This is a genomic window from Bradyrhizobium sp. NBAIM14, from assembly GCF_020193895.1.
Taxonomy (GTDB): Bacteria; Pseudomonadota; Alphaproteobacteria; order Rhizobiales; family Xanthobacteraceae; genus Bradyrhizobium; species Bradyrhizobium yuanmingense.
On record NZ_JADYVQ010000001.1, the window covers coordinates 1,077,786 to 1,100,744 of the forward strand.

At 63.4% G+C, this 22,959-nt stretch carries 22 protein-coding genes; 9 read left to right on the top strand and 13 right to left on the bottom strand.

Going from position 1 to position 22,959, the window contains the following annotated elements:
• Positions 1-187: 187 nt before the first annotated feature.
• Positions 188-883 (top strand): DUF1013 domain-containing protein, encoded by a 696-nt coding sequence (locus tag I6F28_RS05020; RefSeq protein ID WP_035997500.1) that lies wholly within the window; start codon positions 188-190, stop codon positions 881-883.
• A gap of 83 nt (positions 884-966) precedes the next feature.
• On the opposite strand, the gene I6F28_RS05025 is transcribed toward I6F28_RS05020, so the two are convergent.
• The 5 genes from I6F28_RS05025 to I6F28_RS05045 all read right to left on the bottom strand — a co-directional run bounded on the left by I6F28_RS05025 (position 967) and on the right by I6F28_RS05045 (position 7,051).
• Positions 967-1,713 carry an OmpW/AlkL family protein gene (locus I6F28_RS05025; RefSeq protein WP_225126527.1) on the bottom strand — a complete coding sequence of 249 codons (747 nt, stop codon included), beginning with the start codon at positions 1,711-1,713 and terminating at the stop codon, positions 967-969.
• 193 nt (positions 1,714-1,906) lie between these two features.
• Positions 1,907-2,176, bottom strand: coding sequence for a hypothetical protein (locus tag I6F28_RS05030; protein ID WP_225126530.1), 270 nt, complete (start codon positions 2,174-2,176; stop codon positions 1,907-1,909).
• Between the two features lie 158 nt (positions 2,177-2,334).
• Positions 2,335-4,245 carry a propionyl-CoA synthetase gene (locus I6F28_RS05035; protein ID WP_225126532.1) on the bottom strand — a complete coding sequence of 637 codons (1,911 nt, stop codon included), beginning with the start codon at positions 4,243-4,245 and terminating at the stop codon, positions 2,335-2,337.
• Between the two features lie 349 nt (positions 4,246-4,594).
• Complete coding sequence (locus I6F28_RS05040; protein ID WP_225126534.1) at positions 4,595-5,986, bottom strand: tetratricopeptide repeat protein; 1,392 nt, start codon at positions 5,984-5,986, stop codon at positions 4,595-4,597.
• A gap of 306 nt (positions 5,987-6,292) precedes the next feature.
• Positions 6,293-7,051, bottom strand: coding sequence for a tetratricopeptide repeat protein (locus tag I6F28_RS05045; protein WP_109142345.1), 759 nt, complete (start codon positions 7,049-7,051; stop codon positions 6,293-6,295).
• Positions 7,052-7,137: 86 nt separating this feature from the next.
• On the opposite strand from I6F28_RS05045, the gene I6F28_RS05050 reads away from it, so the two are divergent.
• On the top strand, positions 7,138-8,715 hold the full coding sequence (locus tag I6F28_RS05050) for a cation:proton antiporter (protein WP_225126535.1): 1,578 nt from the start codon (positions 7,138-7,140) through the stop codon (positions 8,713-8,715).
• A 111-nt stretch (positions 8,716-8,826) separates the two neighbouring features.
• On the top strand, positions 8,827-9,597 hold the full coding sequence (locus I6F28_RS05055; protein WP_225139377.1) for a hypothetical protein: 771 nt from the start codon (positions 8,827-8,829) through the stop codon (positions 9,595-9,597).
• A 5-nt stretch (positions 9,598-9,602) separates the two neighbouring features.
• Here I6F28_RS05055 and I6F28_RS05060 read toward each other — a convergent pair whose 3' ends face one another.
• Positions 9,603-11,096 carry an FAD-linked oxidase C-terminal domain-containing protein gene (locus I6F28_RS05060; RefSeq protein WP_074447681.1) on the bottom strand — a complete coding sequence of 498 codons (1,494 nt, stop codon included), beginning with the start codon at positions 11,094-11,096 and terminating at the stop codon, positions 9,603-9,605.
• A 229-nt stretch (positions 11,097-11,325) separates the two neighbouring features.
• Here I6F28_RS05060 and cycA point away from each other — a divergent pair, with 229 nt between their 5' ends.
• Positions 11,326-11,721, top strand: a complete 396-nt coding sequence (cycA, locus tag I6F28_RS05065; protein ID WP_035997470.1) for a cytochrome c-550 CycA — start codon at positions 11,326-11,328, stop codon at positions 11,719-11,721.
• A 116-nt stretch (positions 11,722-11,837) separates the two neighbouring features.
• Here cycA and I6F28_RS05070 read toward each other — a convergent pair whose 3' ends face one another.
• On the bottom strand, positions 11,838-12,794 hold the full coding sequence (locus I6F28_RS05070; protein WP_036021165.1) for an alpha/beta fold hydrolase: 957 nt from the start codon (positions 12,792-12,794) through the stop codon (positions 11,838-11,840).
• A gap of 328 nt (positions 12,795-13,122) precedes the next feature.
• Between I6F28_RS05070 and I6F28_RS05075 the strand changes: the two genes are divergently transcribed.
• Entirely contained in the window at positions 13,123-13,305 is a 183-nt protein-coding gene (locus I6F28_RS05075; protein WP_028180446.1) for a hypothetical protein, read from the top strand.
• A gap of 7 nt (positions 13,306-13,312) precedes the next feature.
• Here the strand turns inward: I6F28_RS05075 and I6F28_RS05080 are convergent, their stop codons facing one another.
• The 3 genes from I6F28_RS05080 to ykgO form a co-directional block, all read right to left on the bottom strand.
• Positions 13,313-13,573, bottom strand: a complete 261-nt coding sequence (locus I6F28_RS05080) for a hypothetical protein (protein WP_035997474.1) — start codon at positions 13,571-13,573, stop codon at positions 13,313-13,315.
• A gap of 124 nt (positions 13,574-13,697) precedes the next feature.
• Positions 13,698-14,333, bottom strand: a complete 636-nt coding sequence (locus I6F28_RS05085) for a tetratricopeptide repeat protein (RefSeq protein WP_057028269.1) — start codon at positions 14,331-14,333, stop codon at positions 13,698-13,700.
• A gap of 120 nt (positions 14,334-14,453) precedes the next feature.
• Positions 14,454-14,579 carry a type B 50S ribosomal protein L36 gene (gene ykgO, locus I6F28_RS05090; protein ID WP_006611362.1) on the bottom strand — a complete coding sequence of 42 codons (126 nt, stop codon included), beginning with the start codon at positions 14,577-14,579 and terminating at the stop codon, positions 14,454-14,456.
• Positions 14,580-14,921: 342 nt separating this feature from the next.
• Between ykgO and I6F28_RS05095 the strand changes: the two genes are divergently transcribed.
• Positions 14,922-15,806, top strand: a complete 885-nt coding sequence (locus tag I6F28_RS05095) for an amidohydrolase family protein (protein ID WP_036021159.1) — start codon at positions 14,922-14,924, stop codon at positions 15,804-15,806.
• A gap of 400 nt (positions 15,807-16,206) precedes the next feature.
• Positions 16,207-18,738, top strand: a complete 2,532-nt coding sequence (locus I6F28_RS05100) for an NAD-dependent epimerase/dehydratase family protein (RefSeq protein WP_225139378.1) — start codon at positions 16,207-16,209, stop codon at positions 18,736-18,738.
• A gap of 413 nt (positions 18,739-19,151) precedes the next feature.
• Here the strand turns inward: I6F28_RS05100 and I6F28_RS05105 are convergent, their stop codons facing one another.
• Positions 19,152-19,886 (bottom strand): SDR family NAD(P)-dependent oxidoreductase, encoded by a 735-nt coding sequence (locus I6F28_RS05105; RefSeq protein WP_225126554.1) that lies wholly within the window; start codon positions 19,884-19,886, stop codon positions 19,152-19,154.
• A gap of 160 nt (positions 19,887-20,046) precedes the next feature.
• Between I6F28_RS05105 and I6F28_RS05110 the strand changes: the two genes are divergently transcribed.
• Positions 20,047-20,418, top strand: coding sequence for a winged helix-turn-helix transcriptional regulator (locus I6F28_RS05110; protein ID WP_036021178.1), 372 nt, complete (start codon positions 20,047-20,049; stop codon positions 20,416-20,418).
• 250 nt (positions 20,419-20,668) lie between these two features.
• Positions 20,669-21,541: a tetratricopeptide repeat protein gene (locus I6F28_RS05115; protein WP_225139379.1), complete on the top strand. Its 873-nt coding sequence runs from the start codon at positions 20,669-20,671 to the stop codon at positions 21,539-21,541.
• Positions 21,542-21,761: 220 nt separating this feature from the next.
• Here the strand turns inward: I6F28_RS05115 and I6F28_RS05120 are convergent, their stop codons facing one another.
• Together I6F28_RS05120 and I6F28_RS05125 are read right to left on the bottom strand one after the other, a co-directional pair.
• Positions 21,762-22,427: a CPBP family intramembrane glutamic endopeptidase gene (locus tag I6F28_RS05120; RefSeq protein ID WP_225139380.1), complete on the bottom strand. Its 666-nt coding sequence runs from the start codon at positions 22,425-22,427 to the stop codon at positions 21,762-21,764.
• Positions 22,428-22,446: 19 nt separating this feature from the next.
• Positions 22,447-22,680 (bottom strand): DUF7336 domain-containing protein, encoded by a 234-nt coding sequence (locus I6F28_RS05125; RefSeq protein WP_225139381.1) that lies wholly within the window; start codon positions 22,678-22,680, stop codon positions 22,447-22,449.
• Positions 22,681-22,959: the final 279 nt, after the last annotated feature.

Below are 22,959 nucleotides of genomic sequence, written 5' to 3' on the forward strand. Positions count from 1 at the left end.
TCGGCTTGAACCTTACAGCGGTTCAAAGGGAATTGGGCCCCCTTTCGGGCGGTGTCAAGGCACTATCTATAGCAGAACCATTGCATGGCTACCCCCTCCGGGCTTATATAGCGCGAATTCCCTGTCATCGCTGATGACCACCGGTTTCGCCTCCAGAGGGGTGGGCGAAGCACAAAGGAGATTTGCCATGAGCAACGCACCTCTGATGCCCAAGGCGACCGCCGTTTGGCTGCTCGACAACACCGCGCTGACCTTCGACCAGGTCGCCGATTTCACCAAGATGCATCCCCTCGAGGTGCGTGCCATCGCCGACGGCGACGCCGCCCAGGGCATCAAGGGCATGGATCCCCTCTCCAATGGCCAGCTGACCCGCGAGGAAATCGAGAAGGGCGAGAAGAACCCGGACTACCGGCTCCGCCTCCAGGAGAGCAAGGTGGTGCTGCCGCCCCAGCCCAAGCGCAAGGGCCCGCGTTATACCCCGGTCTCGCGCCGCCATGAGCGCCCGAGCGCCATCCTCTGGCTGCTGCGCAACCATGCGGAGCTCAAGGACGCCCAGATCATGCGCCTGGTCGGCACCACCAAGAGCACGATCGCGAGCGTGCGCGACCGTACCCACTGGAACACCTCGGCGCTGACCCCGATCGACCCGGTCACGCTCGGCCTGTGCTCGCAGATCGAGCTCGATTTCGAGGTGCAGCGCGCGGCGAAGGAGAAGCCGATCGACGCAGCCTATGGCGGCGCCACCCTGCTGCCGGCCTCCGAGACCACCCGCAAGGACGAGTACGAGCCCGCGGAGAAGTCCAGCGACGACCTCAACGTCGACGCCGTGTTTGCCAAGCTGAAGACGCTCGGCGGCAAGAAGCACGAGGACGAGGAGGAGTAATTCCTCCCGTTCATCCACCATCAACGCGAACGCGGCAGGAAAACCTGCCGCGTTTTGTTTGTACGCCCGAGCTGGGCTTCAGGTCAGAACTTGTAGGTCACACCCGCGCCGACCAGCCACGGATCGATATGCGCGGTGCCGGTGACCGGCAGGCCGGAGACGATGGCGCTGTAGTTCGGGCGCAGCCAGAGCTTCTTGACGTCGACATTGAGACCCCAGTGCCGGTCGATCATGTAGTCGAAGCCGAACTGGACGGCGCCGCCCCAGGCGTTGCTGACGTGCAGGTTGGTGGTGGTGGCGACGATCGCGGGCGGACCGGCGATCGCGGAAGGCGCATTGGCCGCGGAATTGTTGAAGAACACGGTGTAGTTCACGCCCGCGCCGACATACGGCTTGAACGCGCCGAACTGGTCGAAGTGATATTGCAGCGTCAGCGTCGGCGGCAGCAGCGTGGTCTTGCCGATCGGCAGATTCGCGAGCGAGCCGGTGCCGCTGATCGAATGCCTGGTCACGCCCAGGATCAATTCGGCAGCGATGTTCTTGGTGAAGAAATAGCTGATGTCGAGCTCGGGGACGACCTGGTCGCTGATCGACAGGCCTGAATTCGGCGACGACAGCGAAGGCACGCCCGCGACATTGACGGTGCTCCCGCCCGCATCCGGCAATACGCCGAGCACCCGCAGGCGGATCATCCACGGATTGAACGCCTCCACCGGCACCGGCGCCTTCTTGTAGACCGGCAGATCTGCCGCCTGCACTGATGCAAAAGTGCCCACGAGCATCGCGCCGAGCGTCGCGACCCGCGCCAAGTTTCTTATCGTTCCATCCATTTTCAATCCCCTTCAACCATGTCGACGCGTCGTTGCGCGACATCAGCGTCAGAGCAGAAAGAGGATGGTGAAGGATTTGATGCCGATCAAACCAGGACTATCGCGACGCGATTTGGCCCCCGGCGTTGCAGATGTGTCACGGAAACCGCGAATGCGAAGCGGGTGGCGCGGCAGCATAGTGCCGCAGCTCACATCACGGGCGCACGGGGTTGTTCAGCATGTACTCGCCGAGATCGCGCTGGCGGCGGTCGGCGCGCGCGGTGGCCGCGTTGCGCTGGACGTCGCGGTCCTTGCGGCAGGCTACGTATTCCGGCGAGCCCTGCGCATAGCCGCGGCTCTGGCAGACGGCGTCGTCATCATCGCCGCCCGCCGCCACCGGATTCTGGTAGCGCGCCGAGCAGGCGGAGAGAGCGACGGCGAGAGCTAAGGCGGTCAGCAGGCGTGGCGCGGCGGCAAGTGGCATACGAGGTCCCCTATCGGCCGGCCCTGTTTAGCGCGGAATGCGGAGATTGTAAGTCCCTGGACGCCGTTCCACGCTCGCTGTCGTTCCCCGCACAGGCGGGCGATGACAGTGGAGAGCGGTGAAGCAACGCCCTTCCCGCCCCGGGATGACGCTTCGCCTCACATCCGTCCCTTCAGCGCCTCGCCGATCTCCTCGAGTGCCTTGGGATCCTCGATCGTCGCCGGCATGGTCCAGGATTCTCCGTCGGCGATCTTCTTGATGGTGCCGCGCAGAATCTTTCCGGAGCGCGTCTTGGGCAGGCGGCCGACGGTGATGGCGAGCTTGAACGCGGCGACCGGGCCGAGCTTGTCGCGCACCAGCGCGACGATCTCCTTCTCGATCTCGGCCGGCGGGCGCTTCACGCCCGCTTTCAGCACCAGGAAGCCGCAGGGCACCTCGCCCTTGATCGCGTCCTTGACGCCGAGCACGGCGCATTCGGCGACATCGGGATGCGAGGCCAGGATCTCCTCCATGCCGCCGGTGGAGAGGCGATGCCCGGCGACGTTGATGATGTCGTCGGTGCGGCCCATCACGAAGATATAGCCGTCCTCGTCCTTGTAGCCGGCGTCGGAGGTTTTGTAATAGCCGGGGAATTCGCTCAGGTAAGCCTCCTTGAAGCGCGCGTCCTGATTCCACAGCGTCGGCAGGCAGCCCGGCGGCATCGGCAGCCTGATGACGATCGAGCCCATGGTGTTGGGGCCGACCGGCTTTGCCGCTTCGTCGACGACATCGACCTGATAGCCCGGCATCGGCACCGTCGGCGAGCCGTGCTTCACCGGCAGCATGCCGAGGCCGACCGGATTGCCGGCGATGCACCAGCCGGTCTCGGTCTGCCACCAATGGTCGATCACCGGTACCTTCAGCTGCTGCTCCGCCCATTCCACGGTCGGCGGATCGGCGCGCTCGCCGGCGAGGAACAGGGTACGGAATTTCGAGAGGTCGTACTGCCGGATGAATTTCCCTTCCGGGTCTTCCTTGCGGATGGCGCGGAAGGCCGTCGGCGCGGTGAAGAAGGCCACCGCCTTGTGCTCGGAGATCACGCGCCAGAACGCGCCGGCGTCGGGCGTGCCGACCGGCTTGCCCTCGTACATGATCGTGGTCGCGCCATGCAGCAGCGGGCCGTAGACGATGTAGCTGTGGCCGACCACCCAGCCGATGTCGGAGCCGCACCACCAGACCTCGCCCGGCTTGACGCCATAGAGGTTGAACATCGACCATTTCACCGCGACGAGATGCCCGCCATTGTCGCGCACGACGCCCTTCGGCACGCCTGTTGTGCCCGAGGTATAGAGGATGTAGAGCGGGTCTGTCGCGGCGACAGGCACGCAAGCCGCGCGCTTGCCGTCGTTCAGCGCCTTGCGGCGCAGGCTGGCCCAGTCGTAATCGCGGCTCGGCGTCATCTCGCAGGTGAGCTGCGGACGCTGCAGCACGATGCAGGCCTTCGGCTTGCTGCTGGCAAGCTTGATCGCCTCGTCGAGCAGCGGCTTGTACTGCACGATGCGGCCGGGCTCGATGCCGCAGCTAGCGGACAGGATCAGCTTGGGCTGCGCATCGTCGATGCGGGTGGCAAGCTCCTTCGCGGCAAAGCCGCCGAACACCACCGAGTGCACCGCACCGAGCCGCGCGCAGGCGAGCATCGCGACCACCGCCTCCGGCACCATCGGCATATAGAGGATGACACGATCGCCTTTGGCGACGCCGAAATCCTGCATGATTGCGGCGAGCGCCCGGACCTCGTTCAGCAGTTCGGCATAGGTGAGCTTGGTGACCGAGCCCGTCAGCGGCGAATCATGGATCAGCGCGACCTGGTCGGCGCGGCCGCGCTCGACGTGGCGGTCGAGGGCGTTGTAGCAGGTGTTGACGACGCCGCCGGCAAACCAGCGGCCGTAGGTTCCTTGCGAGGGATCGAAGACCTTCGTCGCAGGCTCGATCCAGTCGATCTCCTTCGCCGCCTCGGCCCAGAAGCCCTCGGGATCGGCCAGCGAGCGCGCATGGACTTCATGATAGCTGCTTTTGCCCTGGATATTCATTCCCGCGCTCCCGTTCCCTTGATTCACCTGGCTTGAACCTCGTGGCAGGACAGGCGCCCCGCCATGACCAGGATCAATTGCCGGCCTTGTTGGAGCCCATTTTCCCGGGAACGGGCCGCGGTTCAAGGTGAAAAGGATGGGTTTTTGGCGGAGAGGTGTGAAGCTTGCGCGGCATCGGCAGTCGGCTCCCTCGTTGGGGTGGGGGTGTCTCCGCGTTGGGATCGTGCAAGATCCATGAGGTCCCCAAGAGGAGAGAGCCCTCACCCGCCGCGCTCTCCGAGCGCGTCGACCTCTCCCGCAGGCGGGAGAGGTTACGGAACCAGCCGCAAGGCTTCAGCTCCTTCGCCTCTCAGCTCTCCATCGCGTTCAGCCGCTGCAAGCGGTCCTGCATGATCTTCTTCAGATCGTATCCGGGGCGGCGGAAGCTCGCATTGCGCGTCGTGAGGAACTCGCGCTGGGTCTTGCGCAGGTCGCTAGCGGAACGTCCTTTGGAAGCCCTCAGCACGCGTTCATAGGTCTCGGCGATCTGACGGTCGAGCACGCCGAGCTGCGGATCGGCGCAGATCACTTTCTCGACCTCGCGCTTGGCGGTCGCGCACTTGAAGGACGGACCGCTATCGTCGGCCGAGCGCGCATGCATTGGGCCCGGCGACGCCGCGCCGAACCTGGCGATCTCGGCAATCATGCTGCGGCGGCCGTTCGCTGCATTCTCGTTGCCGGGATCCAGCTTCAGCGCCGTCTCATAATCGGCAAGCGCCTTCTTGCGCTCGCCCATCTTCTTGTAGAGCACCGCGCGGTTGTTGTAGGTCTTGGCGAAATTCGGATCGAGCTTCAGCGCAGCCTCGTAGTCGCTCAGCGCCGCCCCGAGCTCGCCTTTGAACTGGTAGGAGTCGCCGCGGTTTGTCAGGAAGTTGGCGCGCTGCTCCCGCCGGATCGCCTGGTCGTAATCGGCAATCGCCTTGTCGTACTCGCCCATCGCAGCATAGGTCAGGCCGCGGTTGTCGTAATATTCCGGCACCTTCGGGTCGAGCCTGATCGCCTCGCCGTCGTCGGCGACCGCCTTGTCGAGCTGGCCGAGCTTCTTGTAGGCCGCGCCGCGATTGGTGTAGGTGCGCGCGCGGTCGGGATCGAGCCGCAGCGCCTCGTCGAAATTTCTGATCGCCTTCTCGTTGTCGCCGCCGAGATAATAGGCCACACCGCGGTCGGACCAGGCTTGCGCATCGTCCGGCTTCAGCTTGATCGCCTGGTCGTAATCGGCGAGCGCGCGGTCGAGGCGGCGCTGATTGGTGTAGACGACGCCGCGCAGCTCGTAAGCTTCGGCATCCTGAGGGTCGAGCTCGATCGCCTTGGTCAGATCCGCCGCGGCCCGATTGAGGTCGCCGCCGGCCTCGCGCAGGAGATCGCCGCGCACGCGCCAGGCCTTCGCGTTCTTGCCGTCGAGCGCGATGGCGCGGTCGAGATCCCGCAGCGCCTGTGACTGGCCTCCAAGGGTCTGCGCATTGGCTTCGGCGCGGACGACGAGGGCCGCGCTGCGTTCGGCGGCCGAATTGGCGGTCTGGTCGATGATGGCGCTGCACGCGGAGATCAACTCAACCGGGGCGGCCTTGCTTCCCAGCACGCACTCGGTGCTCGCCGCGGCGGGAGCCGCGAGAACGAAACTCATGGCCGCGCCGAGAAAGAGGGCGCGAAGCGAGATTTTGGCAGGCGAAAGCGCTTGCGCGGAGGCGTGAGTGCCGCACATGACATAGGGCTCCGTGACGTCGGGTTCTCACCGTTGTCGCAGCTGGCAAGCGATGGGTTCAAACCGGGCCTGGGAGGGACGGAGCGCTGCCGGCTCTCCCTCGCCCTGCTTGGGCAGGACTATCGCATATGAGATGTGGCTATGGGCACCGGCTGTCTCCACAGCGTCATGGCCGGGCTCGTCCCGGCCATCCACGCCTTTTCACAGGGCACAAAGAACGTGGATGCCCGGGACAAGCCCGGGCATGACGACCCCTGCAATATTCAAATGCGATTGCCCTGCCGCTTGCGGGGAGAGGCGAAAATCTCAATATCCATCCACACCGTTCAGCCGCTGCAAGCGCTGCTGCATCGCCTTCTTCAGGTCGTATCCCGGCCGGCCGAAATCGGCATTGCGGCGCGCGATGAACTCGACCTGCTCGCGCTGGAGCGCTTTGGCCTCGGCCGCATTGCGCGCCTCCCGGATCGCACGGGCATTGGAGGCAAAGACCTCGCGATCGAGATCGGCGAGCTCGCGATTGCCGCAGATCGCCCGTTCCACCGCCCGACGCGCTCGCCCGCAATTGAAGCTGGGCTTGCCGGCGACCGCCATCTGCGCGCCGATCCGCTCGATCTCGCGCGCCATCGCCTTGTGATTGGCTTTGGCCTTCTCGTGGTTCGGATCGATCCTGAGCGCTGCGCCGAAATCCTGCACCGCCTTCGGCTTGTCACCCTTCTTCAGCCAGAGTTCGCCGCGCGCATTGAAGACGTCGGCAAGGCCGGGATCGAGCAGAAGAGCACGGCTGTCGTCGGCGATGGCATGGTCCACCTGATTGTGCCGCGCATAGAGCGCACCGCGCGCGATCAGAGCCTTGATCAGATCGGCCTTCGTCGTCTTCTCGTTGTCGATCACTTCGGCGCAGGCAGTGGCGGCCTTGTCCATGTCATCGGCTGCGGCCGCGGCGAGGCAGGGCGCGACATCGACCTGCGTCACAGCCACCGGCTCGCCGCCGGTCGCGGCATCGGCCGGGGCGAACGATAGCGCATAGAGCAGTCCGGCGCCGATCAGCTGAATGAGAAAACGCATGCGTTGCAGTCGAAGCCTTGTCGTCGATGTTAAGCTCTTGCCTTGAAGCCGCACTATCCATCATACGGCCGGATTGGTGCTAGCTTGTGGCGCCGCTGAAATCGGCTTCGGGGATCATCGTGTCGACATTCGAATGGATCATTGTGTTGCTGCTCGGCGCGGTTGGCTTATCGGCGCTGGCGCGGCGGATCAAGGTGCCCTACCCGACCTTTCTCGCCATCGGCGGCGCGCTGATCGCCTTCGTGCCGTCGAGCCCGTCCTGGACGCTGGAGCCGGACCTCGCCCTTGCCCTTTTTGTCGCGCCGGTCCTGCTCGATGCCGCCTTCGACACGTCGCTGCGCGACCTTCGCAAGAACTGGGTTCCGGTCTCGACCCTGGTGGTGGCTGCGGTCGGCCTCACCACGGCCGCCGTGGCCTATGTCGCGCACCGGCTGATGCCCGACATGCCCTGGGCCGCCGCGGTCGCGCTCGGCGCCATCGTGGCGCCGCCGGATGCGGCCGCTGCGGTTGCGATCCTGAGCCAGGTCAAGCTGCCCCACCGCATGGTCAAGGTGCTGGAGGGCGAAAGCCTGCTCAACGATGCCAGCGCGCTGCTGATCTATCGCATCGCCGTCGGCGCGGTCGCCACCGAGCATCTGACCTGGAGCCAGGTCGCCCCGACCATGGCGCTGGCGCTGGTCGGCAGCGTCATCGCTGGTCTGGCCGCAGGCCGCATCATTCCGCTGTTCATGGAGCGGGTGACGGAGGCGCCGAGCGCCATCATCGTGCAGTTCGCCACCACCTTCATGGTCTGGATCGCCGCCGAGCATCTCGGTCTCTCCGGCATCCTCACCATCGTGGTCTACGCCATCACGGTCGCGCGCACCGCACCGGCGCGCATCCCGGCGCGGCTGCGGGTGCCGTCCTATGCGGTGTGGGAGACGACCGTGTTCGTGCTCAACGTGCTCGCCTTCATGCTGATCGGCATGCAGATGCGGCCGATCTGGACGCGGCTGGATGCGGACGTGCGCTGGGAATATTGCGTGGCCGCCGCCTGGATCCTGCTTACGGTGATCCTGGTACGCCTGTTCTGGGTGACGTTCTATCGCACGAGCCTGCGGGTGCTGATCGCGCAGGGGCTCTATCATCCCAAGGATCCGCAGCAGGTGGCCTCGCCCAAGGGCGGGCTCATCATCTCCTGGTGCGGCATGCGCGGCCTCGTCACGCTCGCCACCGCCTTTGCCCTGCCGGAAAACTTTCCCTATCGTGACTTCATCGTCTTCATCGCGTTTGCGGTGGTGCTGGGATCGCTGGTGATCCAGGGCCTGACGCTGCGGCCGCTGATCCTCGCTTTCAACCTCAAGGACGACGATCCCGTCGGCATCGAGGTCGCCCGCGGCCGCGCCGTGGCCTATCGCGCCGCGCTCGATGCGATCGAGAGCGATCCGTCGGAGGAGGGGGAAATCCTGCGGCTCGAATATCGCGCCATCCTGATGCAGGCCGAGACCGATCCCAACGGCGGCATCAGCAACGGCGAACTGCCCGCCGATCCCCTGCGCCGCCGCGCTATCGAGGCCGCGCGCAAGGCGATCTTCGACCTGCGCGCCACCGAGGTGATCGGCGACGATGCGTTTCATCGGCTCGAGGAGGAGCTCGATCGCGCAGAATTGAGCGCCGGCGGATGATGTCTCTCCGCTGTCGTCCCGACAAGAGTTTGGGCGCTCTGCAATGTGCGCCGAGTCACACGCAGCATCCCGCAGCTTGAACCAAACCCCGCCTCTCCAGACTCACCCCTGATGACGACCCTGATTGACGACCGTCGTGTACGCGCGCGTGATGCGTCGCCTGCACGATATTTTTATCTCCACATGGCGCTCGCCTGCGCCGCCACTGCCTTTCTCGGCTTCGCACCGACCTATTGGGTGCCGCTCGCTCACCGGACATTGTCCGCAAGCCCGGTGATCCATTTTCACGGACTCTTGTTCTTCACCTGGTCGCTTTATTTCGTGCTCCAGACCTGGCTCGCGGCCTCCGGCCGCGTGGTCAATCACCGCTCGTTCGGCATCGTCGGCGTCTCGCTTGCGACCGCGATGGTCATTTCTGGCTTCTTCGCGTCCGTGACCTCGATGAAGAACGCCGCGGCGCTCGGACAGGCCGATGCAGGCATCGCCTTCTCGATCGTGCCGCTGAGCGGCATCACATTCTTTGCCGTGGTGTTCGCGCTCGCCATCATGAACACGCGCAGGCTCGAGGTTCACAAGCGCCTGATGCTGATCGCGGCGGTCTCGATCCTCGACGCCGCGATCGCGCGCTGGTTCCTGACCTTCCTCGCACCATCAGGACCGTCCGGCCCGCCGCCGGTGCCCGTGACGATCGCGCCTGCTGTGGTCGCCTCCATTCTGCTTGTCGTCGCCATGGTGCGCGACTGGCGCGCCGAGGGCCGCGTGCATCCGGTATACATCACGGGCACGCTCGCGCTTCTGGCGGTGAAGGTGCTCAACTGGCCGGTCAGCGAAACGGCGGCGTGGCACGCATTTGCCGGCGGCATCCTGGCTCTGGCGCAGTAGGCGACCTAGAACCGCGGCAAATCCGGGAACGCCAGCTTGCCCGCGTGGACGTGCATGCGGCCGAGCTCGGCGCAGCGGTGCAGGGTCGGAAATACTTTTCCGGGATTGAGCAGGCCCTGCGCGTCGAAGGCGCATTTCAGGCGCTGCTGCTGGTTGAGGTCGATCTCGCTGAACATGTCGGGCATGAGGTCGCGCTTCTCGATGCCGACGCCGTGCTCGCCGGTGAGCACGCCGCCGAACTCGACGCAGGCGCGCAGGATATCGGCGCCGAAGGCTTCGGCGCGCTCGATCTCGCCGGGCTTGTTGGCATCGTAGAGGATCAGGGGGTGCAGATTGCCGTCGCCGGCGTGGAACACGTTGGCGCAGCCGAGCTGGTACTTTTCCGAGAGCTCGCGGATGCGCGCCAGCGCCTTCGGCAGCGCGCCGCGCGGGATGGTGCCGTCCATGCAGAGATAATCGGGTGAGATGCGGCCCACGGCGGGGAACGCGGCCTTGCGGCCGGCCCAGAACAGGTTGCGCTCGGCCTCCGAAGTCGAGATCTGGCAGGTGGTCGAGCCGCAGGCGTTCGCAATGGCCTCGACGCGCGTGATCAGCTCGTCGACCTCGATCTTGGGCCCGTCGAGCTCGATGATGAGCAGTGCCTCGACATCGAGCGGGTAGCCGGCATGGACGAAGGCCTCCGCGGCGTGGATCGCGGGCTTGTCCATCATCTCCATGCCGCCGGGGATGATGCCGGCGCCGATGATGCGCGCCACGCATTCGCCGGCCGCCTCGACCTGCGCGAAGCCAACCATCAGCGCGCGCGCCGTCTCGGGCTTCTGCAGGATGCGCACCGTGATCTCCGTGATGACGCCGAGCAGGCCCTCGGAACCGGTGATGACGCCCATCAGGTCATAGCCGGGATTCTCGCAGCCCTTGCCGCCGATGCGCAGGATCTCGCCGCTCATCAGCACGATCTCGCAGCCGAGCACGTTGTTGGTGGTCATGCCGTATTTCAAGCAGTGCACGCCGCCGGAATTTTCCGCCACGTTGCCGCCGATCGAGCAGGCAATCTGCGAGGACGGATCGGGCGCGTAATAGAAGCCGGCATGGGCGACCGCCTGGCTGATTGCGAGGTTGGTGACGCCGGGCTCGGTGACGACGACGCGGTTGTCGAAATCGATCTCGCGGATGCGCTTGAACTTGCCGAGGCCGAGCAGCACGCCGTCCTCGAGGGGCAGCGCGCCACCGGACAGCGAGGTGCCGGAGCCGCGCGGAACCACCTTGATGCCTTGCGCGGCACAATATTTCAGGACGAGCGAGACCTGCTCGGTCGTATCGGGCAGCACCACAACCATCGGCGGCTGCCGATAGGCGGTCAGCCCGTCGGATTCATAGGCCCGCATCTCGGCGAGGCTGTCGATCACGCCCTCGCCCGGCACGATTGCGCGCAAGGCGGCGACGATTTCGCTGCGACGCGCCAGCACGGCCTGGTCGCTTGCGGGCATCATGATGGCCATTTTAAGAAGCCTTCGTCCGACGGATGGAATTATCTCGGCAAATCAATCATGTCTTGCGGACTTTGGGTAGGTCCTCCGAAGGTCGCATTGCTTTGTTGCAGCGCAAGTTCTCTCTGGGGCAAGTCTGCTAGCAGGAAACCTGTCAGAGTTTCGCGGCTTGTCCACTTGCACCGGACCTGCCAAAACCACGACCCTCCATCTGACCCGGGAAGAGACGAAGAGCACACTTATGACAAAACTGACTTTCGGCGCGGTGACAATCCTCACCGTCATTGCCACCGCACCCGCCGCGATGGCGCAGGATGTCGCGGCCGGCAAGACATCGTTCAACAAGTGCCTGGCCTGCCACGCGATCGGCGAAGGCGCCAAGAACAAGGTTGGCCCGGAGCTCAACGGCCTCAACGGCCGCAAGTCGGGCGCGGTTGAGGGCTATAGCTACACGGACGCCAACAAGAATTCCGGCATCACCTGGGACGAGGCCACGTTCAAGGAATACATCAAGGATCCCAAGGCCAAGATCCCCGGCACCAAGATGGCGTTCGCCGGCATCAAGAACGAGACCGAGATCAACAATCTCTGGGCCTTCCTTGCCCAATACGACAAGGACGGGAAGATCAAGCAGTAAGCGCACGAGGCGGACGCTAGAGCTTCGGTTCTGATCGGACCAGAATCGAAGCTCTGGCTTTCTTGTTCTGACACGTTTTTTCGCGCGAACCGGTTTCCACTTCGCTCGAAAACGCTTTAGTCGGCGACCGCCTGCGCCGGGGCGATGTTTCCGATCATCGTCTCGATCTCCGCCTTCACGAGATCCGGCACGGCGTTCTGCACCATGTGGCCGAGATCGGGCAGCACGATCAGCTTTGCATTCGACACCGCCGCGGCGAACGGACGCGCGTGGATATTGGTTCTCACCGTCTTGTCGGGCTCGCCGGCGATGATCGTAACAGGCGCCGTGATCGCGCCATAGCGCGCGACTTGCGCGGCGACCGACTCCTTCAGCGTCACCAGATCATAGGCATTGGCGATGAACTCGCGCGGGCGCAGTAAGAGCGGTGTCGCGGAGTCCTGCACGAAACCATCCGGCATGATCTGCGGCAGGAACACGTTGCGGGCCCCGGCTTCGGTGATGAAATAGCCGAGCGGCAGCGTGATGGTGTAGGCGAGCAGCGGGCCGATCACGGGCGTTGCGATGATCTCGTTGTAGCGCCCGACACCGCCGCGCCAGGGATGCGTGACGGGCGCGAGCATCACGAGACCTGCCACGCGGCGCGGGTGATCGAGCGCGATCCGCGCGCCGAGGGCGCCGCTCCAGGAATGCACCACGAAGACCGCGCGATCGATCCCGAGCTTGCCGAGCGCCTCGTCGATCATGCGCGCCTGAATCTGCGGCGTCGAATCCTGCCGGCTTGCGCGCGTGCTCCAGCCATGGCCGGGGCGGTCGATCAGAATCACGCGATGATCCCGGGCGAGGAGATCGCCCAGCGGCCGCCGCATCGCTTCGAGGTTGGAGCTCGCGCCGTGCAGCATCACGATCGGCGGGGCGGCCTCGCGCGGGCCGATCTCGACGACGTGAAGCGCGGCGCCCTCGACCTCGACCATGCGCCCCTGCGGCGGAAAGGCCCGCTGCACGGCGACGATTCCGGCCTGCGTGAGCAGCGCCAGCAGGACCAGCGCCGTCACGACTGACATCACGATCATGGAGAGAATCCGGGTGATCCTGGGCACGGGGCAGTTACGGGTCTGCTCGGCCGGCAGTTTCGCCGCCGGCGGTGCGCGCTTCCACCAAAAATGCTGGGGCTGTGGATATGTGCATAATTGCTGATCGAGAAAACTCAATGAAATCAGAGCCATTCTAAGCCGCACGCAAGCTTCGGACCAGCTTCATGCGGGCGTCATCGCAGCTTCCATATAATCGCCATGGTCGGTTCCGCCATCTAGGCGCGGGTGGGCGCCGATCCTCCCCGCAACATCAGGGGGATGCGGGAAAGACCGGCAGGATTGTCCTGGTTTGAACCGGAGAATTTCGATGAGCTTCAGATCGAACGATACTGCAATCGACGAAATCGTCGCGAGCTGCAACGGCGACCTGCGCGGTGCGGTGCGGGCGCTGCTCCTGATCAACGAGCATCTCGAGACCGAGCTGGCAAAGGCCTACGCCGCAGCCGCCGACCGCGGCCTGGTCGAGCGCGGCAGCAGCGTGCTGCATTAAGCGCAGCCTAGTTCGCCCCCTCCTCCTGCTTTTCTTCCTCGGGCGTGACCGGGGGACAGACGCGAATCGTCGAGCGCGCAAGCTTGGCATCGGCCCTGGACTTGTAGGGACCGTCGCCGAACCAGATGTCGCCAATGATGACTGGATTGCTGGTCACGATGGCGCATTTGCCGGTGGCACGGTTGCCGACCACCCAGAACAGTCCGTCGGCGAAGCTCACCGTCCCCGACGCGAGCAGCAACGTCGCTGCGACCATCAAATGCTTCATGGCTTTCGCTCCTGCCATGCAGGTAGGCCTGCAACAGGCCTTGCAATAGTCCTTGCAACGTCCCGGCTCGGATCGTGGTTAATCCGCGGCGGCCGCGATCGCTCAAGATGTGATCGAGTTATAGCTAGATGTCGCGGCCTTCGACCTTTTCGGTCAGCGCCTTGACCTGGTCGGGGATCTTTTCCAGGTGCGGATTGACGGCGAGCGCCTTGCGGTAGGCCTCGAGCGCGCGCCTCTCGTCCCCGACCTCCTGCATGATCATGCCGAGGCCGGCGAGCGCGCCGAAATGGCGGGGCTCCCGGATCAGCACTTGCTGAATGTCCGCGAGCGAGCGGCCATAATCGTTCTGCATGTAATAGAGCGTCGCACGCCGGTTCCAGGCTTCGATGTAATCGGGCCTGAGCTTGATGATCGAATCCAGGAGCTTGATCGCGACGTCGATCTTCTTCGCATCGACGGCGGTCTTGGCGCGCGACATCAGGAGCGCGGCGGTGTCGCTCGGGGTCTGCAGCCAGATCGCCCAGATCCGCGCCTCGACATGCTTGGCGCTGGCCTCGTCGGGCGCCGCTTTCAGCGCGCCGAACAGGAAATCGAGATTCTTGCTGCGGTCGACCTTCGGCAGCTTTGACGGCGCCTCCGGCAGCTTCTTCTGCTTGCCGGGCGGCTCGACCTGCTGGGCCAGGGCCGCCGGCGCAAGGCCGGCGGTTCCCAGCACGAGGGCCAGACACAGGGTGCGCGCGAAACGGAATCTCACTGCCATGGTGGAAGTCTAAACGCGCAAAGCCGCCCTTGCAAAGCAAAGGCGGCGTCAAACTCGTGTGAGACCGTGATCTTGCGGGGCGCGCGAAGGCTCCCGGCGGGGCGTGATCAGCCGCTCAGATCAGCCTTGGCGCGCCTTGAAGCGGCGCTGCACCTTGTTGATCACATAGACCCGGCCCTTGCGGCGGACCAGGCGGTTGGCGCGATGGCGACCGCGCAGCGATTTCAGCGAGTTACGGACCTTCATGGCAGAATCCTGAACGTTCGAAAGGCCGTGTTCGGCACTACCGTTTCGGCACGCGCGAATGTGGCAAAATGAGATTTTTCCCGCTGGCGGACCGACCGCCCGGGACGGAGCGGTTCTTAAGGCATGGCGGGAGGTCATGTCAATGTTAACTGCCAGGCTCCCAACGAGCAAAATCGCGAAAACAACCCCATGCACAGTAGAAGCGGCCGGATCGGCCCGATCCGGCCCATTGGAGGTCAGGCCCGGCAAAGACTGTCGCTACCTGCGCTTTCGCCGCCACCAGCGCCTTGCCAAATTCGTTATATCCTATAATCAATTCGGCAACCCGTCGGGAGGACACCCATGCCGAAGCTGAAGCTGCCTGATATCGACAAAGTCGTCGCCATCGACATCCACACCCATGCCGAGGAGCCCTGCGGCACCCATCCCGACGACGGCTACGACGATTTCCAGGCGCAGATGGCGGAGTATTTCAAGTCGCCGCACAAGCATCCGCCGACCGTGCCGGAGACCGCGGCCTATTACCGCTCCAAGAACATCGCCGCGGTGATCTTCCCTGTTGATGCCGAGCGCGAGACCGGCTTCCGCCGCTACAAGAACGAGGAGATGCTGGAGATCGCCTCCGAGCATCTCGACGTGCTCATCCCCTTCGTCTCGATCGACCCGCACAAGGGCAAGCTCGGGGCCCGCGAGGCGCGCAAGCTGATCGAGGAATACGGCGTACGCGGCTTCAAATTCCATCCGACCATGCAAGGCTTCTACGCCAACGACCGCATGGCCTATCCGCTCTACGAAGAGATCAACAATGGCGGCGCGATCGCGCTGTTCCACACCGGCCAGACCGGCGTCGGCTCCGGCATGCCCGGCGGCATGGGCATGCGGCTGAAATATTCCAACCCGATGTACATGGACGATGTCGCGGCCGATTTCCCCGACCTCAAGATCATTCTCGCCCACCCATCCTTCCCCTGGCAGGAAGAGGCGCTCTCGGTCGCGACCCACAAGCCGAACGTCTACATCGACCTGTCGGGCTGGTCGCCAAAGTATTTCCCGCCGATCCTGGTGCGCTACATCAACTCGATTCTCCAGGACAAGATGCTGTTCGGCTCGGACTGGCCGGTGATCACGCCGGACCGCTGGCTGTCCGATTTCGCCAAGATCGAGATCCGCGACGAAATCCGGCCGAAGGTGTTGAAGGCGAACGCGCGCAAGCTGCTGGGGATCTAGACGATCCGCTTCCATGAAACCGGCATGCAACTAGGTTTGGCCACGGGGTACATCTCGGCTGGCGTAGCCTAGCGTATCCCTTCCATCTCTGGTCCGGATTCGGACGGCGCGTAGAGTACCTCGAACACGACGCGCGCCGCCTGCTCCGGATCCTCTGGGTACGTCAGAGCGACCGACATCGTACCCACAGTTCTTTCAGGCTGGCGGCCGGGCCGCGGTCCACATCGACCTCACGACGTTGTGTGATTCCACCCGATTCAAGCTTGGGCTGCTCACCAGCGGCGTCGAAGTAGGTGGATGGGGCGCGTGATACTCCGGCGATCCAGGACGCAAAAGCAGGTTGGAGGGAAACTTTCGGGTACCCGGGTCGTTCGCTAAGACACGTTGAGCAGCGAATGCCATGTCTCGCCCCACCGTCCTGATCACCGGCAGCAGCGGCTTTCTCGGCCAGGCGATCGCGCGCGGCTTGATGGATCGTTACCAGGTCATCGGCCTCGATGTCAGCCGCCCTAAGAAGCCGTTGTCCGGCATCGAGACAATTGAGATCGACCTCACCTCGGATGCAATCGTGGCGAAGGCGCTGGACCAGGTTCGTGCGCGAACAGGCCGTCGGATCGCCTCGGTCATTCACCTTGCCGCCTATTACGACACGACCGGCGAGGACAACCCGAGATACGATGCCGTCACCGTTCAGGGAACGCGCCGACTGCTGGCGGCCCTTCAGGCATTCGACACGGAGCAGTTCGTCTTCTCGAGCACGCTGCTCGTGCATGCTCCTAGCTCCGCAAAGGGAAGAAAGATCGATGAAGATTCGCCGATCGAACCAGCTTGGGCCTATCCGCAGTCAAAGGCGAAGACCGAGACCCTGATCCTGAACGAGCATGGCAACATCAAGGTCGCGATCCTGAGGCTTGCAGGTGTCTATGACGAGGATTGCCGTGCGGCATTCATCGCGCAGCAGATCGCCCGCATCTTCGAGCGCTTGCCGACCGCTTATCTCTTCACCGGCGACATCACCACTGGCCAGCCCTATCTCCACAAGAACGACCTCGTCGAGGCCGTGGTACGCGTGGTCGATCGACGCAATGATCTTGCTGATGAAACGACACTGCTCATTGGCGAAGAGGAAACGCCGAGTTACGACGAGATGCAGAGGCGGATTGGCCAGCTTGTGCATGGGGAGAGATGGCGGACGATGTCCCTCCCGAAAGAGATGACGAAGCTCGGCACTTGGATGCAGGAGAAGGTTCTCGATCAGGATACCGACATCAAGTCGTGGATGATCGAGAATGCCGACGACCATTATGAGATCGATACTTCGCGAGCGAGGAGCCTCTTGGGGTGGAAACCCCGACACAGTCTGACCGCCACGCTGCCCGAAATGATCCGGCGGCTTAAGGTCGACCCGACGGACTGGTACGAGACGAACAAACTTCATCCTGCGACGGTCGCCGCTTCCGAACCCGAGCTCGACCAGGCCGCGGAGAGACTGCGGCAATCGCTGGAGCCTTCGAAAGATGAGGTTGAGGCCGAGACGGAACGGCATCGGGCGCGCACGCTCTGGGCGCCGCTGACCAATGCAGCGATTGGACTGTGGCTCGTCGCCTCGCCTGTCACGCTTGGTCTCTTCGATCCATCCGCGGCGCCAATTCCACCGGCGCTGGGACATGAGATCGCTTCGCCCGAGACACGTGACGGCAGGCTCGGCATCAGCGAGATCGTGTCCGGCATTCTTGTCGTCGCGTTCGCACTCATCGGCATGCGTCGGCGCTGGCGCTGGTTGCAGTGGCTCACCGCTGCCGTCGGCATATGGGTCATGTTCGCACCTCTCGTGTTCTGGACCACGAGCGCTGGAGCCTACGCCACCGATACGCTTGCTGGCATGCTGATCGTGACGCTCGCGGTGATGGTTCCTCCAACACCGGGCATCAGCCGCCAAGCCCTCGCCGCCGACGATGATCGCCCCCTCGGCTGGACCTACTCGCCATCCACATTCAGCCAGCGCCTCCACATCATTGCTCTGGCCTTTGTCGGCCTGTTCGTCTCGCGCTATCTCGCCGCCTATCAACTCGGTCATATCGACGGGTTGTGGGATCCTTTCTTCGGCCCAGGTGATGCAGCGGTCGCCAATGGCAGCGAGGCGGTGGTGACCTCCTGGGTCTCGAAGGGCTTTCCGGTCGCCGATGCCGGGTTTGGCGCCTTCGCCTACGCGCTAGATGCCCTGGCAGGCGCGATCGGCGACCGTCGCCGCTGGCGCACAATGCCATGGATGGTGATTCTGTTCGGCCTACTGGTTATCCCGCTCGGGCTCGTGAGCGTCAGCTTCATCATTATCCAGCCCCCTTTGATCGGTGCACTGTGTACGCTCTGCATCATCCAGGCCGCGATCACGATAGTGCTCATCCCCTATTCGATAGATGAGGTCCTGGCGAGCTGTCAGTATCTTTGGGGCGCGAAGCAGGCGGGCCAGCCGTTCTGGCGCACTTTCTGGCGCGGTGGCCCGGCGCTCTCCGAGAAGCAGGCGCCGACGCCCGATCTCGACCGCCCGTTATCGGCGGTGCTGCGCGACATAGTCACCGGCGGCGTCAATTTTCCCTGGACGCTGGTCGCGAGCTCTTTCCTTGGAATGCTGCTGATGATCACGCCGCTTGCCTTCGGCACGAGCCCGATCCTCTACTTCAGCGACCATATCACCGGCTGCCTTGTCATCCTCGTCGCCGTTACGGCGATGGCGGAGGTGGCGCGCGCCGCGCGGTTCGCCAACGTCGCGCTCGGAGCATGGGTGGCAATCTCCCCCTTTGTCCTCGACGGCGCCACGACAACGGCGACGATAGCCAACGTTGCAACCGGTGTCCTCCTCATCGGGCTGAGCCTGCCACGCGGCACCCGTAGCGCCGCCCATTACGGCGGATGGGACCACGCAATAGTATGATGCAATGGCGGGCTCTGCGTGGGCGCCACCGAAGATGATGCGGGGAGCTTTCTCATGACGCATCTGATCGGACAGCGGCATCACGTATCGCTCGCCGAGTGCTTGATCGCTGCAACAACAGAGGTGCCCTCTCTCTCCCGCAGGCTTGCGGGAGAGAGTCGGGAGAGGGTGCTTCCGCAATGGGACAATCCCCAAGAGGACAAAGCCCTCACCCGGCGCCATAGCCGATGCGAAGCATCGGCGTCTTAGAGAACGGCGGCCAGAGGCCGCCTATGCCTCTCCGCAAGCGGGAGAGGTGAACGAGCCCCACCGATCAATTCAACCTAAAGCCATTTCGCTCTAATCGTATCCTCATCGCAGCGCATGAGGGCTTCGATCCCATTGACCAAAGCCCTCGCACTCAGACGAAGGCTTCAGACTTGAGCCAAGCCTCCATCGACAAAGACCTCGCCGCCGGTCATGTAGCTGCTGTCCGAGGACGCCAGGAATGCGGCCACCGCGCCGGTCTCGCTGGGGTCGCCGACGCGCCCGATGGGCGTGGCGCTGCCGAGTGCATCGAAGGCTTCCTCGCCCACGACCTCCAGCGCCAGCTCCGTCTTGGTCGGCCCCGGCGACAGCACGTTGACGCGGATGCCCGTGCCGCGCAGGTCCAGCGCCCAGCTGCGCGCCAGATTGCGGATTGCGGCCTTGGTCGCGCTGTAGATGCTGAACTGCGGCGTCCCCATCACGCCCGTGCTCGAGCCGGTCAGGATGATCGACGATCCCCTGCGCATCAACGGCAGGGCTTTCTGCACGGTGAACACCAGCCCCTTCACGTTGACATCGAAGATCTGATCGTAGTGCTCGGGCGTGATCTGGCCGAGCGGCGCAAACGCGCCGGTCCCGGCATTGGCGAACAGAACGTCGACATTGCCGCGTTCGGCTTTCACCGTCGCATACAGTCGGTCGAGGTCGGACAGATCGGTGACCGAACCCCTGACGGCACGCGCCGAGGACCCCAGCTGCGCGAGCGCAGCATCGAGCGGCTCCTGCCGTCGCCCGAAGAGATAGACGAATGCGCCTTCATCGACGAACCGTTTGGCGGCTCCGAGCCCGATGCCCGTTCCGCCGCCCGTCACCACCGCCGTCTTGCCTTGTAGTCTGCTCATGATGTGCTCCTTCATTGAGGTTGCACTGAGCTGGCGGCGTACCCACCTATCGACAAGTATGCACCTTTTGGTAAGTGCCCAAAAAATGTCGTCAGATCGTTCAGACCTCATCTCCCCGCCGGCGCAAGCCCAAGCAGACGTCCAACGTTGCACGCCGAACCTGCCCGGCTTCACCTGCGGCCTCGACGCGACCCTGCGGGTCGTCTCGGGCAAGTGGAAGCCGCTGATCCTGTACTTCGTCGCCCAGGACGGACCAACCCGTTACGGCGAGCTCCGGCGCGCCATCCGCGACGTCAGCGACAAGGTGCTGATCCAGCAGCTCAAGGAGCTGGAGGCCGATGGCCTGGTGAAGCGGACCGACTACAAGGAGGTGCCGCCGCGGGTAGACTATAGCCTCACGCCTCTGGGCCAGAGCCTCGCCGAAGCGCTGGTGCCGCTCTGCACGTGGGGCACCGAGCACATGGCGGAGGTCAGCCGGGTGTTCGCAGAGCGGGCGACCTGGACGCGGCCAGGACGTCAGCCGACCGGCTAGCTCGCGCTACTCGTCGTCCGAAGTCTGCTCCGCCCCTGATAGCAGCGCGTTGCCGCAACTCGACTTGCGTCCGACTTGGGCCAACAAATGACATGCGAAGGCCACGCTATCCAGCTTCGCAATGGCGAATAGCCTCTACTCGCTTGACGATTGTTTAACCGAAATCCGCGTTAACGTTGCAGTGCTCCATGGGGCCTTGCTGCCGATTGAGTTACCATCGGCAAGAGCGTCTTTCAGCCCGGAGCAGCAAATGAAAGTGGGTTTAGAGCTAAGGCGGGTCCTGCGCGGGATTGCTTTCCTGTCCGTGCTCTGGCCCTTCTGTTCTGCGGCAATTGCGTCTGACGCCGAGACTTACCAGACGGCTGCTGCCGTTGCCGTAAGCAAGCTGGACTTTGACCGAGCCATTCAAATCTACTCCAAAGGGCTCGAGCAGCCATTCAGTCTCAAGGACCGGGCGGAGCTGCTGCTGATGAGGGGTGTAACCGCTCAGCTGGCAAAAAGATGGGATCAAGCCGAAGCCGATTTTACCGCGGCCGTCGAAATGGTCGGCTCTACCGACCAGCGCGCTTATCGGGACCGCGGCTTTTTCTATCACCACCGAGGTCACTTCGAGCTTGCGCTGGCCGACTACACCGCTGCGGCGAGGCTGTTCCCGGATAACGGAGCTTTCCCCAACGGTCAGGGGCTGGCGCTTATGGAGCAGGGCAAATTTGACGAAGCGATCACACGGTTTGACGAAGCGATAAAGCTTGAGCCGACATCAGGTCTATTCATGCTTGGAAGGGCCGAGGCCTACAATCGTTCGGGCCGACCGCAAACCGCGCTGGAGGATTACGACAAGGCGTTGGCACTCGGACATCTCACGCGAAGCGATACCTATCGACTTCGCGTGGGCGTCGGAGTCGCTCAGATCACATTGAAGAATGAGAAGGCCGCGACCGAAAGCTTGGATAAGGCTGTCGAACTCGACCCCAATTCGACTACAGCCCTCAGGTACCGAGGGCTAGCCTATGAACGGGCAGGTGAGCTTGATCGTGCGTATCGCGACTACGAGACCGTCTTAAGACTAAATCCAGGCGACGAATTTGCCGTGAAGCGGCTGCAGAGGCTCCGCGCGAACTAGGGATCAAAGGTCGCCTGATCTACAACTATTGCCTCGGATATGGCTGCTCGAGTGGCCTCGGAAACTGAAAGCATCAGGTCCGCTTCGGGTCACGCCCGGAAGAACTCAGGTCGAGCATATCGGGTCCGCTACACCCCGAGCAGCTGACATCCGACGGAGGTATCGCGTCGGCCCCTTCGGGCCAGGAGCAGTCGTATGACTTCCGAACCTGCAAGGCGCGTTAGGCGAAATTGATCAAATCTAGCAGGTAATGCGCGAGTGCCACCGGCCATAGCACACCCGACCGCCGCAGCATTAACATGAGGAAAAGGCCAACAGTAGCCGTAGAAAGGACATTACCAAGGCCGGCCCACCAATGAATTGCGCCGAACAAAACTGACGTCGTGAGAACGGCAAAGATGCCGTCACCCAGATAAGGCCGGAATGCTAGCCGGATGTATCGGCGAAATATGACTTCTTCGCTGATAGCTACCAAGGCTAAGCCAAAAAAAAGATCGAACGCTTTTAGCCATCCGGTCGGGTGCGGATATGCGCCGAGAACGGTTGTAGGGAATGCCGCATTGAGGAAAGATTGCGGCAACTGGACAAAGCGATCTAGCAAGCAAATTCCGACGATCCAAATGACAATCTCAAAAAGTGAAATTTGACGTCCACCTGTTCGAAATGCAGCGATCCGAGCAGAAGGCACTGCCGCCAAAATGGTGAGAGCAGTGATCCGACCCACATAGTCCCAGAGAAGCCAACTTGCCGCTTGATGTTGATGCAGCCGCATAACTTGCGACGCAACTAGCGCTATAAGGGCGAGGACGAACCACCAAATCAACGGGCGCGTATCGGAGCGATTGCTCTCACGCTCTTTAGGCACGACGAAAGAGTGCTCTTCCATGCTCGATGAGATATTCGGTTTACGTTGTCACGGTGACGAATCCTTCACTCCACGCGTCCTTGTCGATTTCCATCTCGCTGACTTGGAAATTATCGGGATAGTCGCGAAAGCCCTCAAAGCGCAGCTTGCGCAGTCTTGCTGCATCTGCTTCGGCCGCGCTGCTATAGACCCCGACGAGTTTATCTTCGGTATCATTCTCATCCAGAGCATCTTCGCGCGGATAGCTATGCCAGAGCAGGAAAACTGTGCGCATTTGTGTAAGGGCCATAACCGCGTGATTGCTTACGTCAGTTCGTCCAACCACCGCTGAGCCAATTTCGGCTCACCCGGAGTGTTTGAAAGGCGAGAGCCCATCTGCAGGAACCGCTCGTGGAGCTGGAAGGGTTCAATGCCGCACTTGTGGCGCAGGCGCTCGATTTTGGAGCCTAATTCAAGGAGCTCCTCCCGTGCGGGGTCGCGCAAACCAACTCGTTCGTACGAGCCGAAGAGTCCCCACTGTCCCTTAGCGCACCCCTGTAGTGCCGACAGAAGC

What these genes read in the sequence shown, in the direction of transcription:
- I6F28_RS05085 (WP_057028269.1), bottom strand. Translation starts at nt 14,333, where the DNA reads ATGGCAGTGAGATTCCGTTTCGCGCGCACCCTGTGTCTGGCCCTCGTG.
- ykgO (WP_006611362.1), bottom strand. Translation starts at nt 14,579, where the DNA reads ATGAAGGTCCGTAACTCGCTGAAATCGCTGCGCGGTCGCCATCGCGCC.
- I6F28_RS05040 (WP_225126534.1), bottom strand. Translation starts at nt 5,986, where the DNA reads ATGTGCGGCACTCACGCCTCCGCGCAAGCGCTTTCGCCTGCCAAAATC.
- I6F28_RS05125 (WP_225139381.1), bottom strand. Translation starts at nt 22,680, where the DNA reads ATGCGCACAGTTTTCCTGCTCTGGCATAGCTATCCGCGCGAAGATGCT.
- I6F28_RS05075 (WP_028180446.1), top strand. Translation starts at nt 13,123, where the DNA reads ATGAGCTTCAGATCGAACGATACTGCAATCGACGAAATCGTCGCGAGC.
- I6F28_RS05035 (WP_225126532.1), bottom strand. Translation starts at nt 4,245, where the DNA reads ATGAATATCCAGGGCAAAAGCAGCTATCATGAAGTCCATGCGCGCTCG.
- I6F28_RS05045 (WP_109142345.1), bottom strand. Translation starts at nt 7,051, where the DNA reads ATGCGTTTTCTCATTCAGCTGATCGGCGCCGGACTGCTCTATGCGCTA.
- I6F28_RS05070 (WP_036021165.1), bottom strand. Translation starts at nt 12,794, where the DNA reads ATGATCGTGATGTCAGTCGTGACGGCGCTGGTCCTGCTGGCGCTGCTC.
- I6F28_RS05030 (WP_225126530.1), bottom strand. Translation starts at nt 2,176, where the DNA reads ATGCCACTTGCCGCCGCGCCACGCCTGCTGACCGCCTTAGCTCTCGCC.
- I6F28_RS05115 (WP_225139379.1), top strand. Translation starts at nt 20,669, where the DNA reads ATGAAAGTGGGTTTAGAGCTAAGGCGGGTCCTGCGCGGGATTGCTTTC.
- I6F28_RS05060 (WP_074447681.1), bottom strand. Translation starts at nt 11,096, where the DNA reads ATGGCCATCATGATGCCCGCAAGCGACCAGGCCGTGCTGGCGCGTCGC.
- I6F28_RS05120 (WP_225139380.1), bottom strand. Translation starts at nt 22,427, where the DNA reads ATGGAAGAGCACTCTTTCGTCGTGCCTAAAGAGCGTGAGAGCAATCGC.
- I6F28_RS05080 (WP_035997474.1), bottom strand. Translation starts at nt 13,573, where the DNA reads ATGAAGCATTTGATGGTCGCAGCGACGTTGCTGCTCGCGTCGGGGACG.
- I6F28_RS05020 (WP_035997500.1), top strand. Translation starts at nt 188, where the DNA reads ATGAGCAACGCACCTCTGATGCCCAAGGCGACCGCCGTTTGGCTGCTC.
- I6F28_RS05100 (WP_225139378.1), top strand. Translation starts at nt 16,207, where the DNA reads ATGTCTCGCCCCACCGTCCTGATCACCGGCAGCAGCGGCTTTCTCGGC.
- I6F28_RS05055 (WP_225139377.1), top strand. Translation starts at nt 8,827, where the DNA reads ATGACGACCCTGATTGACGACCGTCGTGTACGCGCGCGTGATGCGTCG.
- I6F28_RS05025 (WP_225126527.1), bottom strand. Translation starts at nt 1,713, where the DNA reads ATGGATGGAACGATAAGAAACTTGGCGCGGGTCGCGACGCTCGGCGCG.
- I6F28_RS05095 (WP_036021159.1), top strand. Translation starts at nt 14,922, where the DNA reads ATGCCGAAGCTGAAGCTGCCTGATATCGACAAAGTCGTCGCCATCGAC.
- cycA (WP_035997470.1), top strand. Translation starts at nt 11,326, where the DNA reads ATGACAAAACTGACTTTCGGCGCGGTGACAATCCTCACCGTCATTGCC.
- I6F28_RS05105 (WP_225126554.1), bottom strand. Translation starts at nt 19,886, where the DNA reads ATGAGCAGACTACAAGGCAAGACGGCGGTGGTGACGGGCGGCGGAACG.